Annotated in this window: 15 protein-coding genes; 13 read left to right on the plus strand and 2 right to left on the minus strand. The window is 62.7% G+C overall.

The annotated features are described in order from the left end of the window. Positions 1 to 13: 13 nt before the first annotated feature. Entirely contained in the window at positions 14 to 658 is a 645-nt protein-coding gene (locus tag VMP31_RS17485; protein ID WP_325508981.1) for a TetR/AcrR family transcriptional regulator, read from the plus strand. A 230-nt stretch (positions 659 to 888) separates the two neighbouring features. Here the strand turns inward: VMP31_RS17485 and VMP31_RS17490 are convergent, their stop codons facing one another. Next, complete coding sequence (locus VMP31_RS17490; protein WP_090386575.1) at positions 889 to 1,329, minus strand: GlcG/HbpS family heme-binding protein; 441 nt, start codon at positions 1,327 to 1,329, stop codon at positions 889 to 891. 337 nt (positions 1,330 to 1,666) lie between these two features. Here VMP31_RS17490 and gcl point away from each other — a divergent pair, with 337 nt between their 5' ends. From gcl to VMP31_RS17530, 8 genes are all read left to right on the plus strand, one after another. Next, positions 1,667 to 3,442, plus strand: coding sequence for a glyoxylate carboligase (gene gcl, locus VMP31_RS17495; protein WP_325508982.1), 1,776 nt, complete (start codon positions 1,667 to 1,669; stop codon positions 3,440 to 3,442). 95 nt (positions 3,443 to 3,537) lie between these two features. Beyond that, complete coding sequence (gene hyi / locus VMP31_RS17500) at positions 3,538 to 4,320, plus strand: hydroxypyruvate isomerase (protein WP_325508983.1); 783 nt, start codon at positions 3,538 to 3,540, stop codon at positions 4,318 to 4,320. Positions 4,321 to 4,474: 154 nt separating this feature from the next. Further along, positions 4,475 to 5,365, plus strand: a complete 891-nt coding sequence (locus VMP31_RS17505) for a 2-hydroxy-3-oxopropionate reductase (RefSeq protein WP_325508984.1) — start codon at positions 4,475 to 4,477, stop codon at positions 5,363 to 5,365. A gap of 238 nt (positions 5,366 to 5,603) precedes the next feature. Next, complete coding sequence (locus VMP31_RS17510; protein ID WP_325508985.1) at positions 5,604 to 6,890, plus strand: glycerate kinase; 1,287 nt, start codon at positions 5,604 to 5,606, stop codon at positions 6,888 to 6,890. Beyond that, positions 6,887 to 8,302, plus strand: coding sequence for a pyruvate kinase (gene pyk / locus VMP31_RS17515; protein ID WP_325508986.1), 1,416 nt, complete (start codon positions 6,887 to 6,889; stop codon positions 8,300 to 8,302). Before VMP31_RS17510 ends, pyk begins: the two co-directional genes overlap by 4 nt. Positions 8,303 to 8,491: 189 nt before the next feature. Further along, positions 8,492 to 9,445 (plus strand): urea transporter, encoded by a 954-nt coding sequence (locus tag VMP31_RS17520; RefSeq protein ID WP_325508987.1) that lies wholly within the window; start codon positions 8,492 to 8,494, stop codon positions 9,443 to 9,445. Between the two features lie 198 nt (positions 9,446 to 9,643). Continuing rightward, complete coding sequence (locus tag VMP31_RS17525) at positions 9,644 to 10,489, plus strand: ion transporter (protein WP_325508988.1); 846 nt, start codon at positions 9,644 to 9,646, stop codon at positions 10,487 to 10,489. Positions 10,490 to 10,801: 312 nt separating this feature from the next. After that, a complete protein-coding gene (locus VMP31_RS17530) occupies positions 10,802 to 11,218 on the plus strand; it encodes a CopD family protein (protein WP_325508989.1) in 417 nt (138 codons plus the stop codon). A 56-nt stretch (positions 11,219 to 11,274) separates the two neighbouring features. Here VMP31_RS17530 and VMP31_RS17535 read toward each other — a convergent pair whose 3' ends face one another. Next, entirely contained in the window at positions 11,275 to 11,733 is a 459-nt protein-coding gene (locus VMP31_RS17535) for a DUF2231 domain-containing protein (protein WP_325508990.1), read from the minus strand. A gap of 144 nt (positions 11,734 to 11,877) precedes the next feature. Between VMP31_RS17535 and coxB the strand changes: the two genes are divergently transcribed. Genes coxB through VMP31_RS17555 form a run of 4 tightly spaced genes read left to right on the plus strand, consistent with a single transcriptional unit; the run spans position 11,878 to position 16,455 of the window. After that, entirely contained in the window at positions 11,878 to 12,768 is an 891-nt protein-coding gene (gene coxB, locus VMP31_RS17540) for a cytochrome c oxidase subunit II (RefSeq protein ID WP_325509465.1), read from the plus strand. Next, on the plus strand, positions 12,765 to 15,290 hold the full coding sequence (gene ctaD, locus VMP31_RS17545) for a cytochrome c oxidase subunit I (protein WP_325508991.1): 2,526 nt from the start codon (positions 12,765 to 12,767) through the stop codon (positions 15,288 to 15,290). Before coxB ends, ctaD begins: the two co-directional genes overlap by 4 nt. Beyond that, on the plus strand, positions 15,290 to 15,643 hold the full coding sequence (locus VMP31_RS17550) for a hypothetical protein (RefSeq protein WP_325508992.1): 354 nt from the start codon (positions 15,290 to 15,292) through the stop codon (positions 15,641 to 15,643). Before ctaD ends, VMP31_RS17550 begins: the two co-directional genes overlap by 1 nt. Continuing rightward, positions 15,634 to 16,455, plus strand: coding sequence for a cytochrome c oxidase assembly protein (locus VMP31_RS17555; RefSeq protein WP_325508993.1), 822 nt, complete (start codon positions 15,634 to 15,636; stop codon positions 16,453 to 16,455). Before VMP31_RS17550 ends, VMP31_RS17555 begins: the two co-directional genes overlap by 10 nt. The last annotated feature ends 1 nt before the right edge of the window (position 16,456 follow it).

A 16,456-nucleotide genomic window follows, 5' to 3' on the forward strand; every position in this document is an offset into this window, starting at 1 on the left:
AGCACAGGGGCTTATGACCAGTATTCGCGAGCGCAACAAAGAGCTGATTTTGCGCGCAGCCAGTGAAGAGTTCGCCGACAAGGGTTTTGCCGCCAGCAAGACCAGCGACATCGCCGCCAAGGCCGGCGTCCCCAAGCCCAACGTCTATTACTACTTCAAGTCGAAAGAGAACCTCTACCGTGAGGTGCTGGAAAGCATTATCGAACCGCTGCTGGAAGCCTCCGCGCCGTTCAACCAGCCCGGCCAGCCAGCCGAAGTGCTCAAGGCCTATATCCGCTCGAAGATCCGCATCTCCCGCGAACTGCCCTTCGCCTCCAAGGTATTTGCCAGCGAAATTATGCATGGCGCGCCGCACCTCTCCGCCGAGCAGACCGAACAGCTCAACGCCCAGGCCAAACACAATATTTCCTGCATCCAGCGCTGGGTCGATCAGGGCCTGATGGCCAGGATTGATGCGCACCACCTGCTGTTCAGCATCTGGGCCGCGACCCAGACCTACGCCGACTTCGACTGGCAGATCTCCACCGTCACCGGCAAGGCCAGCCTGGACGAGGCCGATTACGAAGCCGCCGCGCAAACCATCATCCGCCTGGTGATCAAGGGCTGCGAGATCGACGAAACCCAGCCCGCCGCCTCCGAGCAGGTCACCCGCGCGTAAGCCTGGTTATCCGTCCTGGCCCTTGGCTTAAAGCGGCAATCAATAAAAAACGGTGAATGCCGCAAAGCATTCACCGTTTTTTATTGCGATTTCACATACAGCAGAGCTGTGGGAGGCACTTTAGCGGCGAGCTTTTAATCGCAGTTATCGCGGCTACGACTGCATGGATGCAGGAGGTAGGGCGAAGCAGGATGCCAGAGCCGAAAGCCCCTCCCACAAGCCGCGCACTATCAGGCAGCGATACCTGCGTCCGGCTTCAGCCCCACCGACTCCACAGCGCTCACCGCGCACTGCTCATCGATATCCGAGGTATCGCCAGTGATGCCCACAGCGCCTATCACCTCGCCGCGCTCATCACGAATCAGCACACCACCCGGTGCCGGCACCAGCTGACCGTCTGCCAGGTTGTTTACCGCGCCAATAAACGCCGGGCGCTGTTGTGCGTCGGCGGCGATCAGGCGCGAGCCCTTGCCCAGTGCCAATGCGCCCCAGGCCTTGCCGATGGCGATTTGCGGACGCAGCAGGCTGGCACCGTCTTCACGCTGCAGGCTGATCAGGTGCCCGCCGGCATCCAGCACGGCCACGGTCAGTGGTGCTGCAGAGATTTCCCGGCCGACAGCCAGGGCGCGGTTACTAATGGTGGTAGCGATTTGCAGATTCAACGTACTCATGTTGGGTCTTCCTCGATGCTGATAAATCCTACGAAACACCCGGAACCACAGCGCCTACAGGGCGATTGACAGCTGACGGGCAATCCAAAGCTCAACACCACTATCCCACCAGAAACAAAAAACTCAATAGACGAATACAATACAAACATAGTTTGTATACAGTATTGCTATCTGCATTCCGCAGCAACTCAGGCACCCCAGCTAAAACGGGCGTTTTAAAAGATTTTACCCACGGGCAAGCCAGGCAAGAAAAGCGGTTGACCAACAGGTCAGCCCATGAATAGAATCCAAGCCAGCTGTTTTGTATACAATCTGATAACAAACGAGGCACAAGACAATGGCCAAAATGAGAGCAATCGAGGCCGCCGTACTGGTGATGCGCCGCGAAGGCGTTGACACTGCGTTCGGCATCCCCGGCGCCGCCATCAACCCCCTGTACGCTGCACTGAAGAAAGTTGGCGGTATCGACCACGTCCTGGCTCGCCACGTCGAAGGTGCCTCGCACATGGCTGAGGGTTACACCCGCACCAACGCCGGCAATATCGGCGTGTGCATCGGCACCTCCGGCCCGGCTGGCACCGACATGGTGACCGGCCTGTACTCGGCATCCGCCGACTCCATCCCGATTCTGTGCATCACCGGCCAAGCGCCGCGTGCCCGTATGCACAAGGAAGACTTCCAGGCCGTCGACATCACCAGCATCGTCAAGCCGGTGACCAAGTGGGCGACCACGGTAATGGAGCCGGGCCAAGTGCCACGCGCCTTCCAGAAAGCCTTCTATGAAATGCGCAGCGGCCGTCCAGGCCCGGTGCTGATCGACCTGCCGTTCGACGTGCAGATGGCCGAGATCGAATTCGATATCGACGCCTACGAGCCTCTGCCACTGGCCAAGCCGGCGGCAAACCGCGTGCAGGCTGAAAAAGCCCTGGCCATGCTGAATGACGCCGAGCGTCCGTTGCTGGTTGCCGGCGGCGGTATCTTCAACGCCGATGCAGCCGACAAGCTGGTCGAGTTCGCTGAACTGACCGGCGTACCGGTTGTGCCAACCCTGATGGGCTGGGGCGCGATTCCGGATGACCACAAGCTGATGGTTGGCATGGTCGGCCTGCAAACGTCGCACCGCTACGGCAACGCCACCCTGCTGGAATCCGATCTGGTATTCGGTATCGGTAACCGTTGGGCCAACCGCCACACCGGCAGCATCGATGTGTACACCGAAGGCCGCAAGTTCATTCACGTCGACATCGAACCGACGCAGATTGGCCGCGTGTTCAACCCGGACCTGGGCATCGTTTCCGACGCCGGGGCAGCCCTGGACGCCTTTATCGAAGTGGCCCGCGAGTGGAAAACCGCTGGCAAGCTGAAAGACCGCAGCGCCTGGGTTGAATCCTGCCGCGAGCGTAAGCGCACCCTGCAGCGCAAGACCCACTTCGACAACGTGCCGGTCAAGCCGCAGCGCGTCTACGAAGAGATGAACGAGTTCTTCGGCAAGGACACCTGCTACGTCAGCACCATCGGTCTGTCGCAGATTGCCGGCGCGCAGTTCCTCCACGTTTACAAGCCGCGTCACTGGATCAACTGTGGCCAGGCCGGCCCGCTCGGCTGGACCATTCCAGCAGCGCTGGGTGTGGTCAAGGCTGATCCGACCCGCAACGTCGTGGCGCTGTCGGGCGACTATGACTTCCAGTTCATGATCGAAGAACTGGCCGTGGGCGCGCAGTTCAACCTGCCGTATATCCACGTGGTGGTGAACAACTCCTACCTGGGTCTGATTCGTCAGTCGCAGCGCGGTTTCGAGATGGACTACTGCGTGCAGTTGGCCTTCGAGAACATCAACGCACCTGAGATCAACGGTTATGGCGTCGACCACGTTGCCGTGGTGGAAGGCCTGGGCTGTAAAGCCGTGCGGGTATTCGAGCCGAACGACATCCAGGCGGCATTGGCCAAGGCCAAGGCGCTGATGGAAGAGTTCCGCGTACCGGTCATGGTCGAAATCATCCTGGAGCGTGTCACCAACATCTCCATGGGTGTGGAAATCAACGCGGTCAACGAGTTCGAAGAACTCGCCGAACGCGGTGCCGACGCCCCGACTGCGATCTCACTGCTGGACTGATGCAACTGTAGGGTGGATGTCGCGAAGCACATCCACCAACTCCACGGTGGAAAACGCTGCGCGGTTTTCCACCCTACGCAACCGAGGAATGCTTTATGCCCCGTTTTGCCGCCAACCTGTCCATGCTGTTCACCGAAGTGGACTTTCTGGACCGTTTCGACGCCGCCGCCACCGCAGGCTTCAGCGGTGTCGAATACCTGTTCCCTTATGACTTCGCTGCCGAAGTGATCAAGGCGCGCCTGGATGCCAACCGTCTTGAGCAGGTGCTGTTCAACCTGCCAGCCGGCGATTGGGCCAAGGGCGAGCGCGGTATCGCTTGCCACCCCGACCGCGTTGAAGAGTTCCGCGCCGGTGTCGACCAGGCCATCGCCTACGCCAAGGTATTGGGCAACAAGCAGATCAACTGCCTGGCCGGTATCCGTCCGCAAGGTCTGGATTGCGCCACCGTCGAGCAGACCTTTGTCGACAACCTCAAGTTTGCCGCCGGCAAGCTTGAAGCCGCCGGCATCAAGCTGGTCATGGAAATGATCAACACCCGAGACATCCCGGGCTTCTATCTGAACACCACCAAGCAGGCGCTGGCCATTCGCGACAAGGTCGCCAGCAGCAACCTGTACCTGCAATACGACATCTATCACATGCAAATCATGGAAGGCGATCTGGCCCGCACCGTGGAAAGCAACCTGGCCGTGATCAACCACGTGCAGCTCGCCGACAACCCGGGCCGCAACGAGCCGGGCACTGGCGAGATCAACTACCGCTTCCTCTTCGAGCACCTGGATCGCATCGGCTACCAGGGCTGGATCGGCTGTGAATACAAGCCGGCAACCACCACCGCTGCCGGCCTCGGCTGGATGAAAGCGCATAACGCAATCTGATCACTGACTCTGGACCTGACACCGAACCTGTAGGAGCGGGCTTGCCCGCGAAAGCGGCAGTGAAAGCACCACTGCATTCGCGGGCAAGCCCGCTCCCACAAGGTCTGCGTCGCCCCGAGCATTAAGACTGACAAATATAGAGAGGCATATTCTCATGGCAAAAATCGGATTTATCGGCACCGGCATCATGGGCAAGCCTATGGCGCAGAACCTGCAGAAAGCCGGGCACACCCTGTTCTTCTCCGAGCACTTCGACAAGGCTCCGGCCGACCTGCTGGGTGACAACGGCATCGGCCTGGCCAACCCGCGCGAAGTGGCGCAGGAAGCTGAGTTCATCATCATCATGGTGCCGGATACGCCGCAGGTTGAAGACGTTCTGTTCCGCAAGGACGGCATCGCCGAAGGCGTTGGCGCCGGCAAAGTGGTCATCGACATGAGCTCGATCTCCCCTACCGCTACCAAGGTCTTCGCCGAGAAGATCAAAGCCACTGGCGCTGCCTACCTCGACGCGCCGGTATCCGGCGGTGAAGTGGGCGCCAAGGCTGCCACCCTGTCGATCATGATCGGCGGCTGCCCGAATGCCTTCGAACGCGCCCTGCCGCTGTTCCAGGCTATGGGCAAGAACATCACCCGCGTTGGCGGTAACGGTGACGGTCAGACTGCCAAGGTCGCCAACCAGATCATCGTTGCTCTGAACATCCAGGCAGTGGCTGAAGCCCTGCTGTTCGCCGCGAAGAACGGTGCCGATCCAGCCAAGGTGCGTGAAGCGCTGATGGGCGGCTTCGCCGGCTCGAAAATCCTCGAAGTGCACGGCGAGCGCATGATCAAGGGCACCTTCGATCCGGGCTTCCGCATCAGCCTGCACCAGAAGGACCTCAACCTGGCACTGGCCGGCGCACGCGAACTGGGCCTTAACCTGCCCAACACCGCCAACGCCCAGCAAGTGTTCAGCACCTGTGCGGCCATCGGTGGCAGCAACTGGGACCACTCAGCGTTGATCAAAGGCCTGGAACATATGGCCAACTTCAATATCCGTGGTGAGTAAGTAGCACCGTAGGATGGGTCGGGCCGCGTAGGTGGAGCGTAGGGATACCCATCGCGTGAGATATCGATCCCTGATGGGTATCGCAGGCTCAACCCATCCTACACAACCCTTTCGATCTGCCCGGCAGGCGGTGTCACGGCCTGCCTGCCGGGTGGGTCGATTCTAGCGCGCAGCGTCTTTGCGAAGGACGTTGCGCACTAGAATCGAAGTTGATCAAGCCATAACAAGAGAGATCGCCATGTCCATCGATCCGTCTTTCAATCCAACATCCCTGCTGCGCGAGCTGTTCGCCAGCGCCATCGACGCCGCCCACCCGCGCCAGGTTCTGGCTGACTACCTGCCGGAAGATCGCAGCGGCCGCGTCATCGTGATCGGTGCCGGCAAGGCCGCCGCAGCCATGGCCGAAGTGATCGAGCAGGAATGGCAAGGCGAAGTCTCCGGCCTGGTGGTCACCCGTTACGAACACGGTGCCAACTGCAAAAAAATCGAAGTAGTCGAAGCCGCCCATCCGGTGCCGGATGACGCCGGTGAGCGCGTGGCGCGCCGCGTGCTGGAACTGGTCAGCAACCTGACCGAATCCGACCGGGTGATCTTTCTGCTGTCCGGCGGCGGCTCTTCCCTGCTCGCCCTGCCCGCCGAGGGCATCAGCCTGAAAGACAAACAAGCGATCAACAAAGCCCTGCTCAAGTCCGGTGCCTCGATTGGCGAAATGAACTGCGTGCGCAAGCACCTTTCCGCAATCAAGGGCGGCCGCCTGGCCAAGGCCAGCTGGCCGGCCAGCGTCTACACCTATGCGATTTCCGATGTGCCGGGCGATGAAGCCACAGTGATCGCCTCCGGCCCAACCGTGGCCGACCCGACCACGTCCGCCGAAGCCCTGGCGATCCTCGCCCGCTACAACATCGAGATCCCGGCCAACGTACGCGCCTGGCTGCAGAACCCGGCCTCGGAAACCGTCAAACCGGGCGACCCGTGCCTAGCCCGCAGCCACTTCCAGCTGATCGCCCGTCCGCAGCAATCCCTCGACGCCGCTGCCGCCAAGGCGCGCGCCGCCGGCTTGCCGACGCTGATCCTCGGTGATCTGGAAGGCGAATCGCGAGAAGTCGCCAAGGTGCACGCCGGTATCGCCAAACAGGTGCGCCTGCATGGCCAGCCGGTCAAAGCGCCTTGCGTGATTCTCTCCGGCGGTGAAACCACCGTGACCGTACGCGGCAATGGCCGTGGCGGGCGCAACGCCGAATTCCTCCTCAGCCTCACCGACAGCCTCAAGGGCCTGCCTGGGGTCTACGCCCTGGCCGGTGACACCGACGGCATCGACGGCTCGGAAGACAACGCCGGGGCCATCATGACCCCCGACAGCTATGCCCGTGCCCACGCCCTGGGCCTGAGCAGCAGCGATGAGCTGGATAACAACAACGGCTACGGCTACTTCGCCGCCCTCGATCAACTGATCGTCACCGGGCCGACACGTACCAACGTTAACGATTTTCGCGCCATCCTCATTCTTGAGAACCCTGAAAAATGAACGCCGACAAGAAAGTAAAAATCCTCGCCACCCTTGGCCCAGCGATCAAAACCATCGACGACATACGCCAGCTGGTGGAAGCCGGGGTCAACCTGTTCCGCCTTAACTTCAGCCACGGCGAACACGCCGATCACGCTCAGCGCTTCGACTGGGTGCGTGAAGTCGAGCGGCAGCTGAACACCCCGATTGGCATCCTCATGGACCTGCAAGGGCCGAAGCTGCGCGTCGGCCGTTTCGCCGAAGGCAAGGTCAACCTGCAACGCGGCCAGACCCTGCGCCTGGACCTCGACAGCACCCCTGGCGACGTCAACCGGGTCAACCTGCCGCACCCGGAAATCATTGAAGCGCTGCAACCAGGCATGAGCCTGCTGCTCGACGATGGCCGCCTGCGCCTGCAGGTCACCGCCAAGCACAGCGATGCGGTAATCACCGAAGTGATCGCAGGTGGCGAGTTGTCCGACCGCAAGGGCGTCAACGTGCCGGAAGCCGTGCTGCAACTGAGCCCACTGACCGAGAAAGACCGCCGCGACCTGAGCTTCGGTCTGGAGTTGGGTGTGGACTGGGTCGCGCTGTCGTTCGTGCAGCGCCCAGAAGACATTATCGAAGCCCGTCAGCTGATCGGTGATCGCGCCTTCCTGATGGCCAAGATCGAGAAGCCGTCTGCGGTGATTCACCTGGAAGAGATCACCAAACTGTGCGACGCAATCATGGTTGCCCGCGGCGACCTGGGCGTGGAAGTGCCAGCCGAGAACGTGCCGCGCATCCAGAAGGACATCATTCGCACCTGCCGCCAGCTCGGTAAGCCGGTGGTGGTGGCCACGCAGATGCTCGAATCCATGCGTTTCTCCCCTGCGCCGACTCGCGCCGAGGTCACCGACGTGGCCAACGCCGTGGCCGAAGGCGCCGATGCGGTGATGCTCTCGGCGGAAACCGCTTCCGGCGACTACCCGCTGGAAGCTGTGCAGATGATGAGCAAGATCATTCGCCAGGTGGAAAACGGCCCGGACTTCCAGGCTCAGCTCGACGTCAGCCGCCCACAGGCCGAAGCCACTGCATCGGATGCAATCAGCTGCGCGATCCGTCGCATCAGCACCATCCTGCCGGTGGCCGTGCTGGTCAACTACACAGAGTCGGGCAACTCCAGCCTGCGCGCCTCACGCGAGCGGCCGAAAGCGCCGATCCTCAGTCTGACGCCGAGCCTGGATACCGCGCGACGTCTAAGCGTGGCCTGGGGCGTGTACTCGGTAGTCAACGAGCGCCTGCACAAGGTTGAGGAAGTCACCCGCACCGCCCTGGAAACCGCCCGCTCCGCCGGGCTGGCGAAAACCGGCGACACCGTGGTGATTACCGCCGGCGAGCCGTTCGGCCAACCGGGCAGCACCAACAGCCTGCGTATCGAAATTCTGCACTGAAGCTGAGTGCAAACTCGTAGGGTGGATGACGCTTCACCCATCCACCAACCGCGATGGTGGATGAAAAAAGCGTCATCCACCCTACAGCACTATCCCACGCTGGCTTTGCCAGTTTTGTAGGCACCCACTGTTCCCGCGGTGGGTGCCTCTTTTTATGGCCCTGGTAATCGTCTACTCAGGTTCGTTTGTATGTCGCCACTCCCGCTCGCCCCTCAGGCCTTGCAAGGCTCTCGCGCCCTGCTTAACGGCTTTAGCCAGATATTTCTACAAGCCCATCCTGGCTGCGGTTTGCTGGTGCTTTTGGCGATTGCCATCGGCGCGCCGCAGCTGCTCGGCGGCGCTCTGCTCGGTTGTCTTGGCAGCACGCTGACGGCGCAACACCGCGGCTATGCCAAAGCCGATATCGAGCTCGGCCTATATGGCTACAACGGGGTTCTGCTGGGCATGCTGATCAGCCTGCACTTCGCCTGGTCGGCGTTGCTGCCGCTGCTGATCATCGTCAGCTCCGGGGCTTCCAGCCTGCTGCTGGCCGCCTGGATGCAGCGCATGCGCGAGCGCCAATGGTTGCCCGCCTTTACCTTCCCCTTTGTCGGCTTGAGCTGGCTGCTGTTGTGGCTGGCACCGGCTCTGCAGCTTGAATTAGCGCTGGCCATCCCCAGCCAGGCGCAGCCGCTCGACTGGTGGGCCAGCCTGATCGCCATGGCACGTGGGTTGGGTCAGGTGATCTTTCTCGATCAGCCGTTGGCCGGCGTTTGCCTGCTGCTCGGCCTGTTGCTGGCCGATCGTCGCGCCGCTTGCTGGGCGCTGCTGGGTTCCACCGGCGGGTTGGCTCTGGCGCTGTATCAGGGCTTGCCGCAACACAGTGCGCTGACCGGCCTGTATGGCTACAACGCCGCCCTCGCGGCCATCGCCCTCAGCCAGGTGCATCGCCGCCCCTGGTTACCGGCCCTCGGTATCGCCCTGGCGCTGGTGCTGCAACCAGGCTTTAGCGCACTGGGTCTGCCGGCACTGACCATGCCGTTTATCCTCACCTGCTGGCTGGTCAGTGCCACCCAGCGGCTACTGCGCAAAGCCGCGGCCGACTGCACACCACTGCCGCCTAATAAAGGCAAAGGCTTGCATAACCACGATAAAACTCCCTAGCAGGTGGTTGAAAACTACCTACGTTGACAATACTGCGTTAAAAACAGGCTCGGAATGCTCATTTACAGCTTGTAAACTCCACTTCCTCGCCTGTTTTTGCCTTGTCTTGCCTGCCTCGCCTACGCTTTCAACAACCTGCTAGGCTGCCCGCCTGTTCGCACGATCAGCGAACAGCGCATACGGAGCAACCAGAACACCATGAACACGCGGCAAAACCTGTACAGCATCATCTTCCACACCGACACGCCTGCCGGGCAGCGCTTCGACCGTTACCTGCTGCTGGCCATCATGGCCAGTCTGGTGGTGGTAATGCTCGACAGCATCGACAGCGTGCACAGCCAGTACGCACCGCTGCTGGCGGGGATTGAATGGGGCTTTACCGCGCTGTTTGCCATCGAATACGTGGTGCGCCTGTACTGCTCGCCGAAACCGCTGCGCTATGCCTTTAGCTTCTTCGGCCTGATTGACCTGCTGGCGATCCTGCCGGGCATCCTCGCCCTGCTCTACGCCGATGCGCAGTACCTGCTGATCATCCGGGTGATCCGCATGCTGCGGGTGTTCCGTGTGCTCAAACTCAGCCCCTACCTGCGCCAGGCCAACTTTCTGCTCACCGCGCTGCGCGGCAGCAAGCAGAAGATCATCGTGTTCTTCGCCTGCATCGCCACCATGGTTACGGTATTCGGCACCCTGATGTACGTGATTGAAGGCCCGGCGCACGGCTTTACCAGCATCCCCAAGGGCATCTACTGGGCGGTGGTCACCCTGACCACCGTCGGTTTCGGCGACATCGTGCCGAAAACTCCACTGGGCCAGGCGCTGTCGACCCTGGTGATGATCACCGGTTACTCGATCATCGCCGTACCCACCGGCATCTTCACCGCCGAACTGGCCGCAGCCATGCGTGCCGAAGGCGAGCTCGAGCACACCTGCCCGAGCTGCAAAAAATCCCACCACGAACAGGCTTCAGCCTTCTGCAGCCGCTGCGGCCACGCCCTTTACCCGCTCGCATCGCCACCCCAAAAACCGTCAACGGACACAGACTGAAGCAAACCAACCCTCTCGGCGGTTTTACCCTGGCCCGGCCATGCAGCGCCGGCCCCTGCCCAAGCGCATCGCCCTGCTGACGGGCCATAGCGCTTTTTGTAGCCCGGATAAAATCCGGGAGCGGTCTTGCCTTGGACACCGTCCCCGGATTTCATCCGGGCTTCTGCCCGCCGCACTTCGCGCCCGATCCGCGCCTTCTCCAGCCCCGGCAGAAATCCACTCGAACCCCTGCGTCCCTTTGGCAGTCACAGTCAAAGGACAGGTTATCCAGACCTGAAGGTCCGCATCCGCGGCCGGCAATGGAGGGCAGCTATGCCACTACTCAAACTGCTGCATTTCACTGCCTTGATCTGTTGGTGCGGTGCCTTGCTCTACCTGCCTGCGCTGATTGCCGCCGGCACGCGCAGCAGTGAGGCGTTGTTCTATCGCGATCACGCCCATCTGACGCGCATGGTTTTCACCCTGATCGCCACGCCGGCGGCATTGCTGGCGATAGGCACGGGCACGCTGTTGTTTGTGCGCGAGTCGGTGTTCGATCCCTGGCTGATTCTCAAGCTCAGCGCCGTGGCCGGCATGGTGTTGTGCCATGCGTTGTGCGGCGTGCTGGTTCTGCGTATCGAGCGCACCCCGGAGCTGGCCATCGGCCGCCAGTGCCTGGGCATAGCGGCGCTGACAGTCGCGCTGATCGCCGCCACGCTCTGGCTGGTCCTGGCCAAGCCGGCATTCTGAACAAGGAAGCGAAACACCCTATGGATACCCCCTGCCCCAGCGCCGAATCAGCAAATTCAGAGCTTCACCTCCACGCCCACCGCTTGCTCATAGACCAGTCGCCCGCCCAGATAAGCAGCCAGGGCGATCAAGCCTGCGGTCAGCAGCGACAGGTACAGGCACCACAGCTGCATGCCTTCGACCCCCTGGTAGCGCAGCAACCAGTTGAGGGTGGCCAGCGAGAGCATCATCACGGCGATGATGGCGTGACACCAGGCGGTGATTTTCAGGCGGATACGCTCGACCGTGAGCAAGTCGACCAGGCCGGCCAGGCTCGCCAGCCAACCACCCAGGGAACCGATACCCGCCAGCCAGATGCTAGCGCGCAGCCAGAACAAGTCGCCGCTCCACAGGTAGGCCAGGTCGCTGGCGACCAGGCCAAGCAGCGCCGCCACCGGAAAGTGGATCATCATCGGGTGCAGCGGGTGCCCGGCAATGGCGGCACGGCTGACAATGGGCTGGTGTTCGGCGGCCATCAAAAACTCCTCAAGTGGATCAAAAAAGCGGCGGCGCTGTGCTCGCGGCGCAGCGCCTCTATGCAGTTGACCGTGCTGACCCTGGCAGTTCCCATTCTTTCTGCCTGCAGCGGGCCGCAATCGGCGCTCGACCCGGCCGGGCCCATGGCCCGCGAGGTGGCGCTGCTGTGGTGGCTGATGTGCGGTTTTGCCGGCCTGGTGCTGCTGGTGGTCAGCGCGCTGTGGATTTACGCCATGCGCCGCACGCCGCGACAAACCACACCCGAGCAGGCCAAGCGAATCACGCTGCGCTGGATAATCGGCGGCGGCATCCTGCTGCCCGGGCTGAGCATTATCGTCCTGCTGGTCTTCGGTGTGCCCATCGGCCAGCGCATGCTGCCGTTGCCGCTGCTGGGCGAGCAGCCCCTGCGCATCGAGATCACCGGCCATCAGTGGTGGTGGGAAGTGCGCTACCCGGAGAGCGGCGTGGTTACCGCCAACCAGTTGCATATTCCAGCCGGCCGCCCGGTGGACTTACAGGTCAGCAGCGCCGATGTGATCCATTCGTTCTGGGTGCCGCGCCTGGGCGGCAAGATCGACATGATCCCCGGCCGGGACAACCAGATCCGTCTGCAAGCCGACCAGCCCGGTATCTATCGCGGGCAGTGCTCGGAGTTCTGCGGCACCCAGCACAGCCATATGATTTTGCATGTGCAGTCCCATAGCGAAGACGACTTCGCCGCCTGGCTTAGCGCCCGCCAATCACAGCAAATCACCGCGCCACCTGCTGACGCAGGGGAAACCTTTGTCGCCCGCTGCGGCACCTGCCACCGCGTCGCCGGGGTCAGCGACGGCCAGCGCGCGCCAGATCTGTCTGACCTGGGGTCGCGGCCGACCCTGGGCAGCGGCGTGCTGACCAATGAGCCCGGTGCGATCCTCACCTGGCTGCGCGAGCACCAGCGCTTGAAACCCGGCAATGCCATGCCGCTGCATGACGATATCGACCCCACCCACCTGCAAACCATCGCCACCTGGCTGGAAGGTCTCGAACCATGAGCAGCCACAACGATATGCCCGCCACCGAACCCAGTCAGCAGCACGACCAGTTCAATGCGGTATGGGGCAACCCCCGGGGTTGGCGCGCCCTGACCATCGTCAACCACACCACCATCGGCCTGCGCTTTATGGTCACCGGGGCGGTTTTCTTTCTCTTCGGCGGCCTGCTGGCGATGCTGATCCGCACCCAGTTGGCGCTGCCGAACCATGAGCTTATGGCCCCGGACGTCTACAACCAGGTGTTCACCATGCACGGCACGGTGATGATGTTCCTGTTTGCCGTGCCGATGATGGAGGGCATGGCGGTCTACCTGATCCCGAAGATGATCGGTGCCCGCGACCTGGTGTTCCCGCGGCTGTCCGCGTTCGGTTATTACTGCTACCTGTTCGGCGGCCTTATCCTGATCTCCAGCCTGTTTCTCGACCTCGCGCCCAAGGCCGGCTGGTTTATGTACACGCCGCTGTCCAGCGCCGCCCATACGCCGGGGCCCAACTCGGACTTCTGGCTGATCGGCATCACCTTTGTGGAGATCTCCGCGGTCAGCGCCGGGGTCGAGCTGGTGGTGTCGATTCTGCGCACCCGCGCCGTCGGCATGGCCCTGCACAAGATGCCGATCTACGCCTGGTACATCCTGGTGATGGCGATGATGATCGTGGTCGGCTTTCCGCCGCTGATCCTCGGCTCGATTCTGCTCGAGCTGGAACGCGCCGCCGGTATGCCGTTCTTCGAGGTCGCCCGCGGCGGTGATCCGATCCTCTGGCAGCACCTGTTCTGGCTGTTCGGCCACCCCGAGGTGTACATCATCTTCCTGCCCGCGGCGGGCATCGTCTCGACCCTGTTGCCGGTGTTCTGCCAGCGCCCGCTGGTGGGTTACCGCTGGGTGGTGCTGGGCGTGCTGACCACCGGCTTTATCAGCTTTGGCCTGTGGGTGCACCACATGTTCACCGTGGGCATCCCGCAGCTGGCTCAGCTGTTCTTTTCCGCGGCCAGCATGCTGGTGGCGATCCCCACTGGGGTGCAGGTATTCGCCTGGCTGGCGACCCTGTGGCAGGGCAAACCGGTGTACCACGTGCCGATGCTGTGGCTGGTGGGTTTTCTCATTGTGTTCGTCTGCGGCGGGCTGACCGGGGTGATGCTGGCGCTGGTGCCGTTCGACTGGCAGGTGCACGACACCCATTTTGTGGTCGCCCATATGCACTATGTGCTGGTCGGCGGCATGTTCTTTCCGATGATGGCCGGCATCTATTACTGGCTGCCGCACTTCTCCGGGCGCATGCCCTCGGTGCGCCTGGGCAAGTGGGGCTTCTGGCTGGTATTTATCGGCTTCAACATCACCTTTCTGATCATGCACTGGACCGGCCTGATGGGCATGCCGCGGCGCATCTACACCTACCAGAGCGGCCTGGGCTGGGACATACCCAACCTGATCTCCTCGGTGGGCAGCTTTATCATGGCCATCGGCATCGCCACCCTGCTGCTGGATATCATCCTGCACTTTCGCTTCGGCCAACCGGCCAAGGCCAATCCATGGCACGCCGACACCCTGGAGTGGGCCACCAGCCTGCCGCCCAGCGCCTACAACTTTGTCAGCCTGCCAGAGATTCACAGCCGTCATCCACTCTGGGATAACCCCGAGCTGCCGCACAGCATCGCCCGTGGCGAACACGCCCTAGGGGTGATCGACCATGGCCGACGCGAAACCTGGGGCACCGACCCGCTGACCGGCAAGGTGCGCGAGATCATCCACCTGCCCGGCAATAGCTGGTTGCCGCTGATCGCCGCGCTGTTTATCGCCGTGCTGTGCATCAGCCTGCTGCTCAAGGTCTACTGGCTAGCCGCCGTGGGCTGTGTCGCCGCCGTCATGGTGCTGCTGCGCTGGAGCTGGGAGAACGGCACCCACCCCGCCGCCGCCCCGGATGCCCGCGTGCAACCCGGCGAGCCGCCGCTGCACTCGCGCACCCTGGATGGCCCCGGCTTATGGGGCATGGGCGTGACCCTGCTGGCCAACGGCGCGCTCTACCTGGCGCTGCTATTCGGCTGGTTCTATCTATGGACGGTAGCGCCGAACTGGCAGGTGCCGGAGCACATGCCGTTCAACCACTGGTTGCTGCTGGCCAGCGCCCTGTTGCTAAGCCTGGCGACCTGGTGGCAGGCGCGCGCGATCAAGCGTTTACGCCGCGGCGATGCACGCAACTTGCGTGGCCATCTGGCCCTGGTGGCCGGCCTGGGCCTGGGCCAGACCGGCCTGCTGCTGTGGACCCTGCTCGGCGGCGAGCTGGCCCCGCGCGCCACCGCCCACGACGCGGTGATCGTGGTGATGCTGGTCTACAACCTGCTGCACTGCGCCCTGGCGGCCGTTCTCAGCGCCCTGCAGGCCCTGCGCGTGCACTACGGCTATGTCGGTGCCCACGCGCCTTATGAACCTCTGGTGGTCGGTCAGCTCTGGTACTACAACCTCGGCGTGCTCTGGAGCAGTTACTTCGCCCTGGCTCTGTTCCCAAGCACCTGGGGAGGCAGCTAATGAAAGGCCTGCGCTCGCCCTATCACCCCGGCCATATCCCACTCGGCCTGGTGTTCTGGAGTCTATGGTTCGTCGCCCTCTACGGCGGCCTGTCCGTGGCCTGTTCGCTCGCCCCGCCCGAACCTCAGCATGGGCCATGGAACTGGCTCAATGCCCTGCTTGGCGTCAGCGCCCTGCTCACTGCTGCAGCGCTCGCCGCCCTGGCCCTCTGGTGCTGGCGCGCCGGCAAACCGATGCGCCAGCCAGGCCATGAGCGCTTCGTCGCCCTGGTCGCCGCCAGCACCTACGCGGTGGCCGCGCTGGCCACCCTGTTTATCGCGCTGCCGATTCTAAGCCTGCCGCCATGCGTGTAATAGCGACCATCGGCCTGTTGCTGTCGGCGCAAACGGCAACAGCCCACAGCCTGGTGGAGAACCCGCTCAGCCAGCGCCTACCGCTGCTCCTGAGCGCTCTGCTTCTGGGCGCGGCCTGGGTGCTTTATGGCTTCGGTGCACGACGGGTACGGCCCCACGGCCTGGAAGCGCTGTGGCTGCACCTGGCCATGTTGATCGCCGTGTTCGCCGTGTTCGGCCCCCTGGACGACTGGGCCGAGACCAGCACCAGCTGGCATATGCTTCAGCACATGCTGTTTATGCTGGTAATCGCCCCGCTCTGGGCACTGGCCAGACCCTTGCCGCAATGGCGCGCAGTGTGCGGGCCGCTGCTGCAACCGCTATGGCGCGGCGTATTGCGGGCCGGTCGTTACCCCGTGCCGCTGGCCATGCTGCACGGCGCGCTGATCTGGATCTGGCACACGCCCAGCCTGTATATCCTGGCCCTGGAGAATCTCTGGTGGCATATGCTCGAACACGCCAGCTTCCTGTTCAGCGCCTGGCTGTTCTGGTGGGCCTGCCTGCGCGCACCGCCCCGGCAGGTACCACAGGCGCTGCTGGCGATACTGCTGACACTGATGCATACCGGCCTGCTCGGTGCCCTGCTGACATTCGGCAACAGCTCCTTCTATGGAGCCGAACGCGACCTTGCCGATCAGCAACTGGCGGGACTATTGATGTGGGTGCCTGGGGGACTGGTCTATCTGGCCGCTGCCGGCTGGATTACCTGGCGCTGGCTGGCGCGTAGCTGGCGGCTCCAGCAAGGCGCGCAGGCACCGAGCAACTCGGTTTAAG

The sequence above is a fragment of the Pseudomonas sp. genome, from assembly GCF_035512415.1.
Classification (GTDB): Bacteria; Pseudomonadota; Gammaproteobacteria; order Pseudomonadales; family Pseudomonadaceae; genus Aquipseudomonas.

Bases quoted from the DNA above. Each gene is read 5' to 3' on its own strand.
- VMP31_RS17530 (WP_325508989.1), top strand. From the start codon at position 10,802: ATGCCACTACTCAAACTGCTGCATTTCACTGCCTTGATCTGTTGGTGC.
- VMP31_RS17535 (WP_325508990.1), bottom strand. From the start codon at position 11,733: ATGGCCGCCGAACACCAGCCCATTGTCAGCCGTGCCGCCATTGCCGGG.
- pyk (WP_325508986.1), top strand. From the start codon at position 6,887: ATGAACGCCGACAAGAAAGTAAAAATCCTCGCCACCCTTGGCCCAGCG.
- coxB (WP_325509465.1), top strand. From the start codon at position 11,878: ATGGCCCGCGAGGTGGCGCTGCTGTGGTGGCTGATGTGCGGTTTTGCC.
- gcl (WP_325508982.1), top strand. From the start codon at position 1,667: ATGGCCAAAATGAGAGCAATCGAGGCCGCCGTACTGGTGATGCGCCGC.
- VMP31_RS17520 (WP_325508987.1), top strand. From the start codon at position 8,492: ATGTCGCCACTCCCGCTCGCCCCTCAGGCCTTGCAAGGCTCTCGCGCC.
- hyi (WP_325508983.1), top strand. From the start codon at position 3,538: ATGCCCCGTTTTGCCGCCAACCTGTCCATGCTGTTCACCGAAGTGGAC.
- VMP31_RS17510 (WP_325508985.1), top strand. From the start codon at position 5,604: ATGTCCATCGATCCGTCTTTCAATCCAACATCCCTGCTGCGCGAGCTG.
- ctaD (WP_325508991.1), top strand. From the start codon at position 12,765: ATGAGCAGCCACAACGATATGCCCGCCACCGAACCCAGTCAGCAGCAC.
- VMP31_RS17555 (WP_325508993.1), top strand. From the start codon at position 15,634: ATGCGTGTAATAGCGACCATCGGCCTGTTGCTGTCGGCGCAAACGGCA.
- VMP31_RS17490 (WP_090386575.1), bottom strand. From the start codon at position 1,329: ATGAGTACGTTGAATCTGCAAATCGCTACCACCATTAGTAACCGCGCC.
- VMP31_RS17505 (WP_325508984.1), top strand. From the start codon at position 4,475: ATGGCAAAAATCGGATTTATCGGCACCGGCATCATGGGCAAGCCTATG.
- VMP31_RS17485 (WP_325508981.1), top strand. From the start codon at position 14: ATGACCAGTATTCGCGAGCGCAACAAAGAGCTGATTTTGCGCGCAGCC.
- VMP31_RS17550 (WP_325508992.1), top strand. From the start codon at position 15,290: ATGAAAGGCCTGCGCTCGCCCTATCACCCCGGCCATATCCCACTCGGC.
- VMP31_RS17525 (WP_325508988.1), top strand. From the start codon at position 9,644: ATGAACACGCGGCAAAACCTGTACAGCATCATCTTCCACACCGACACG.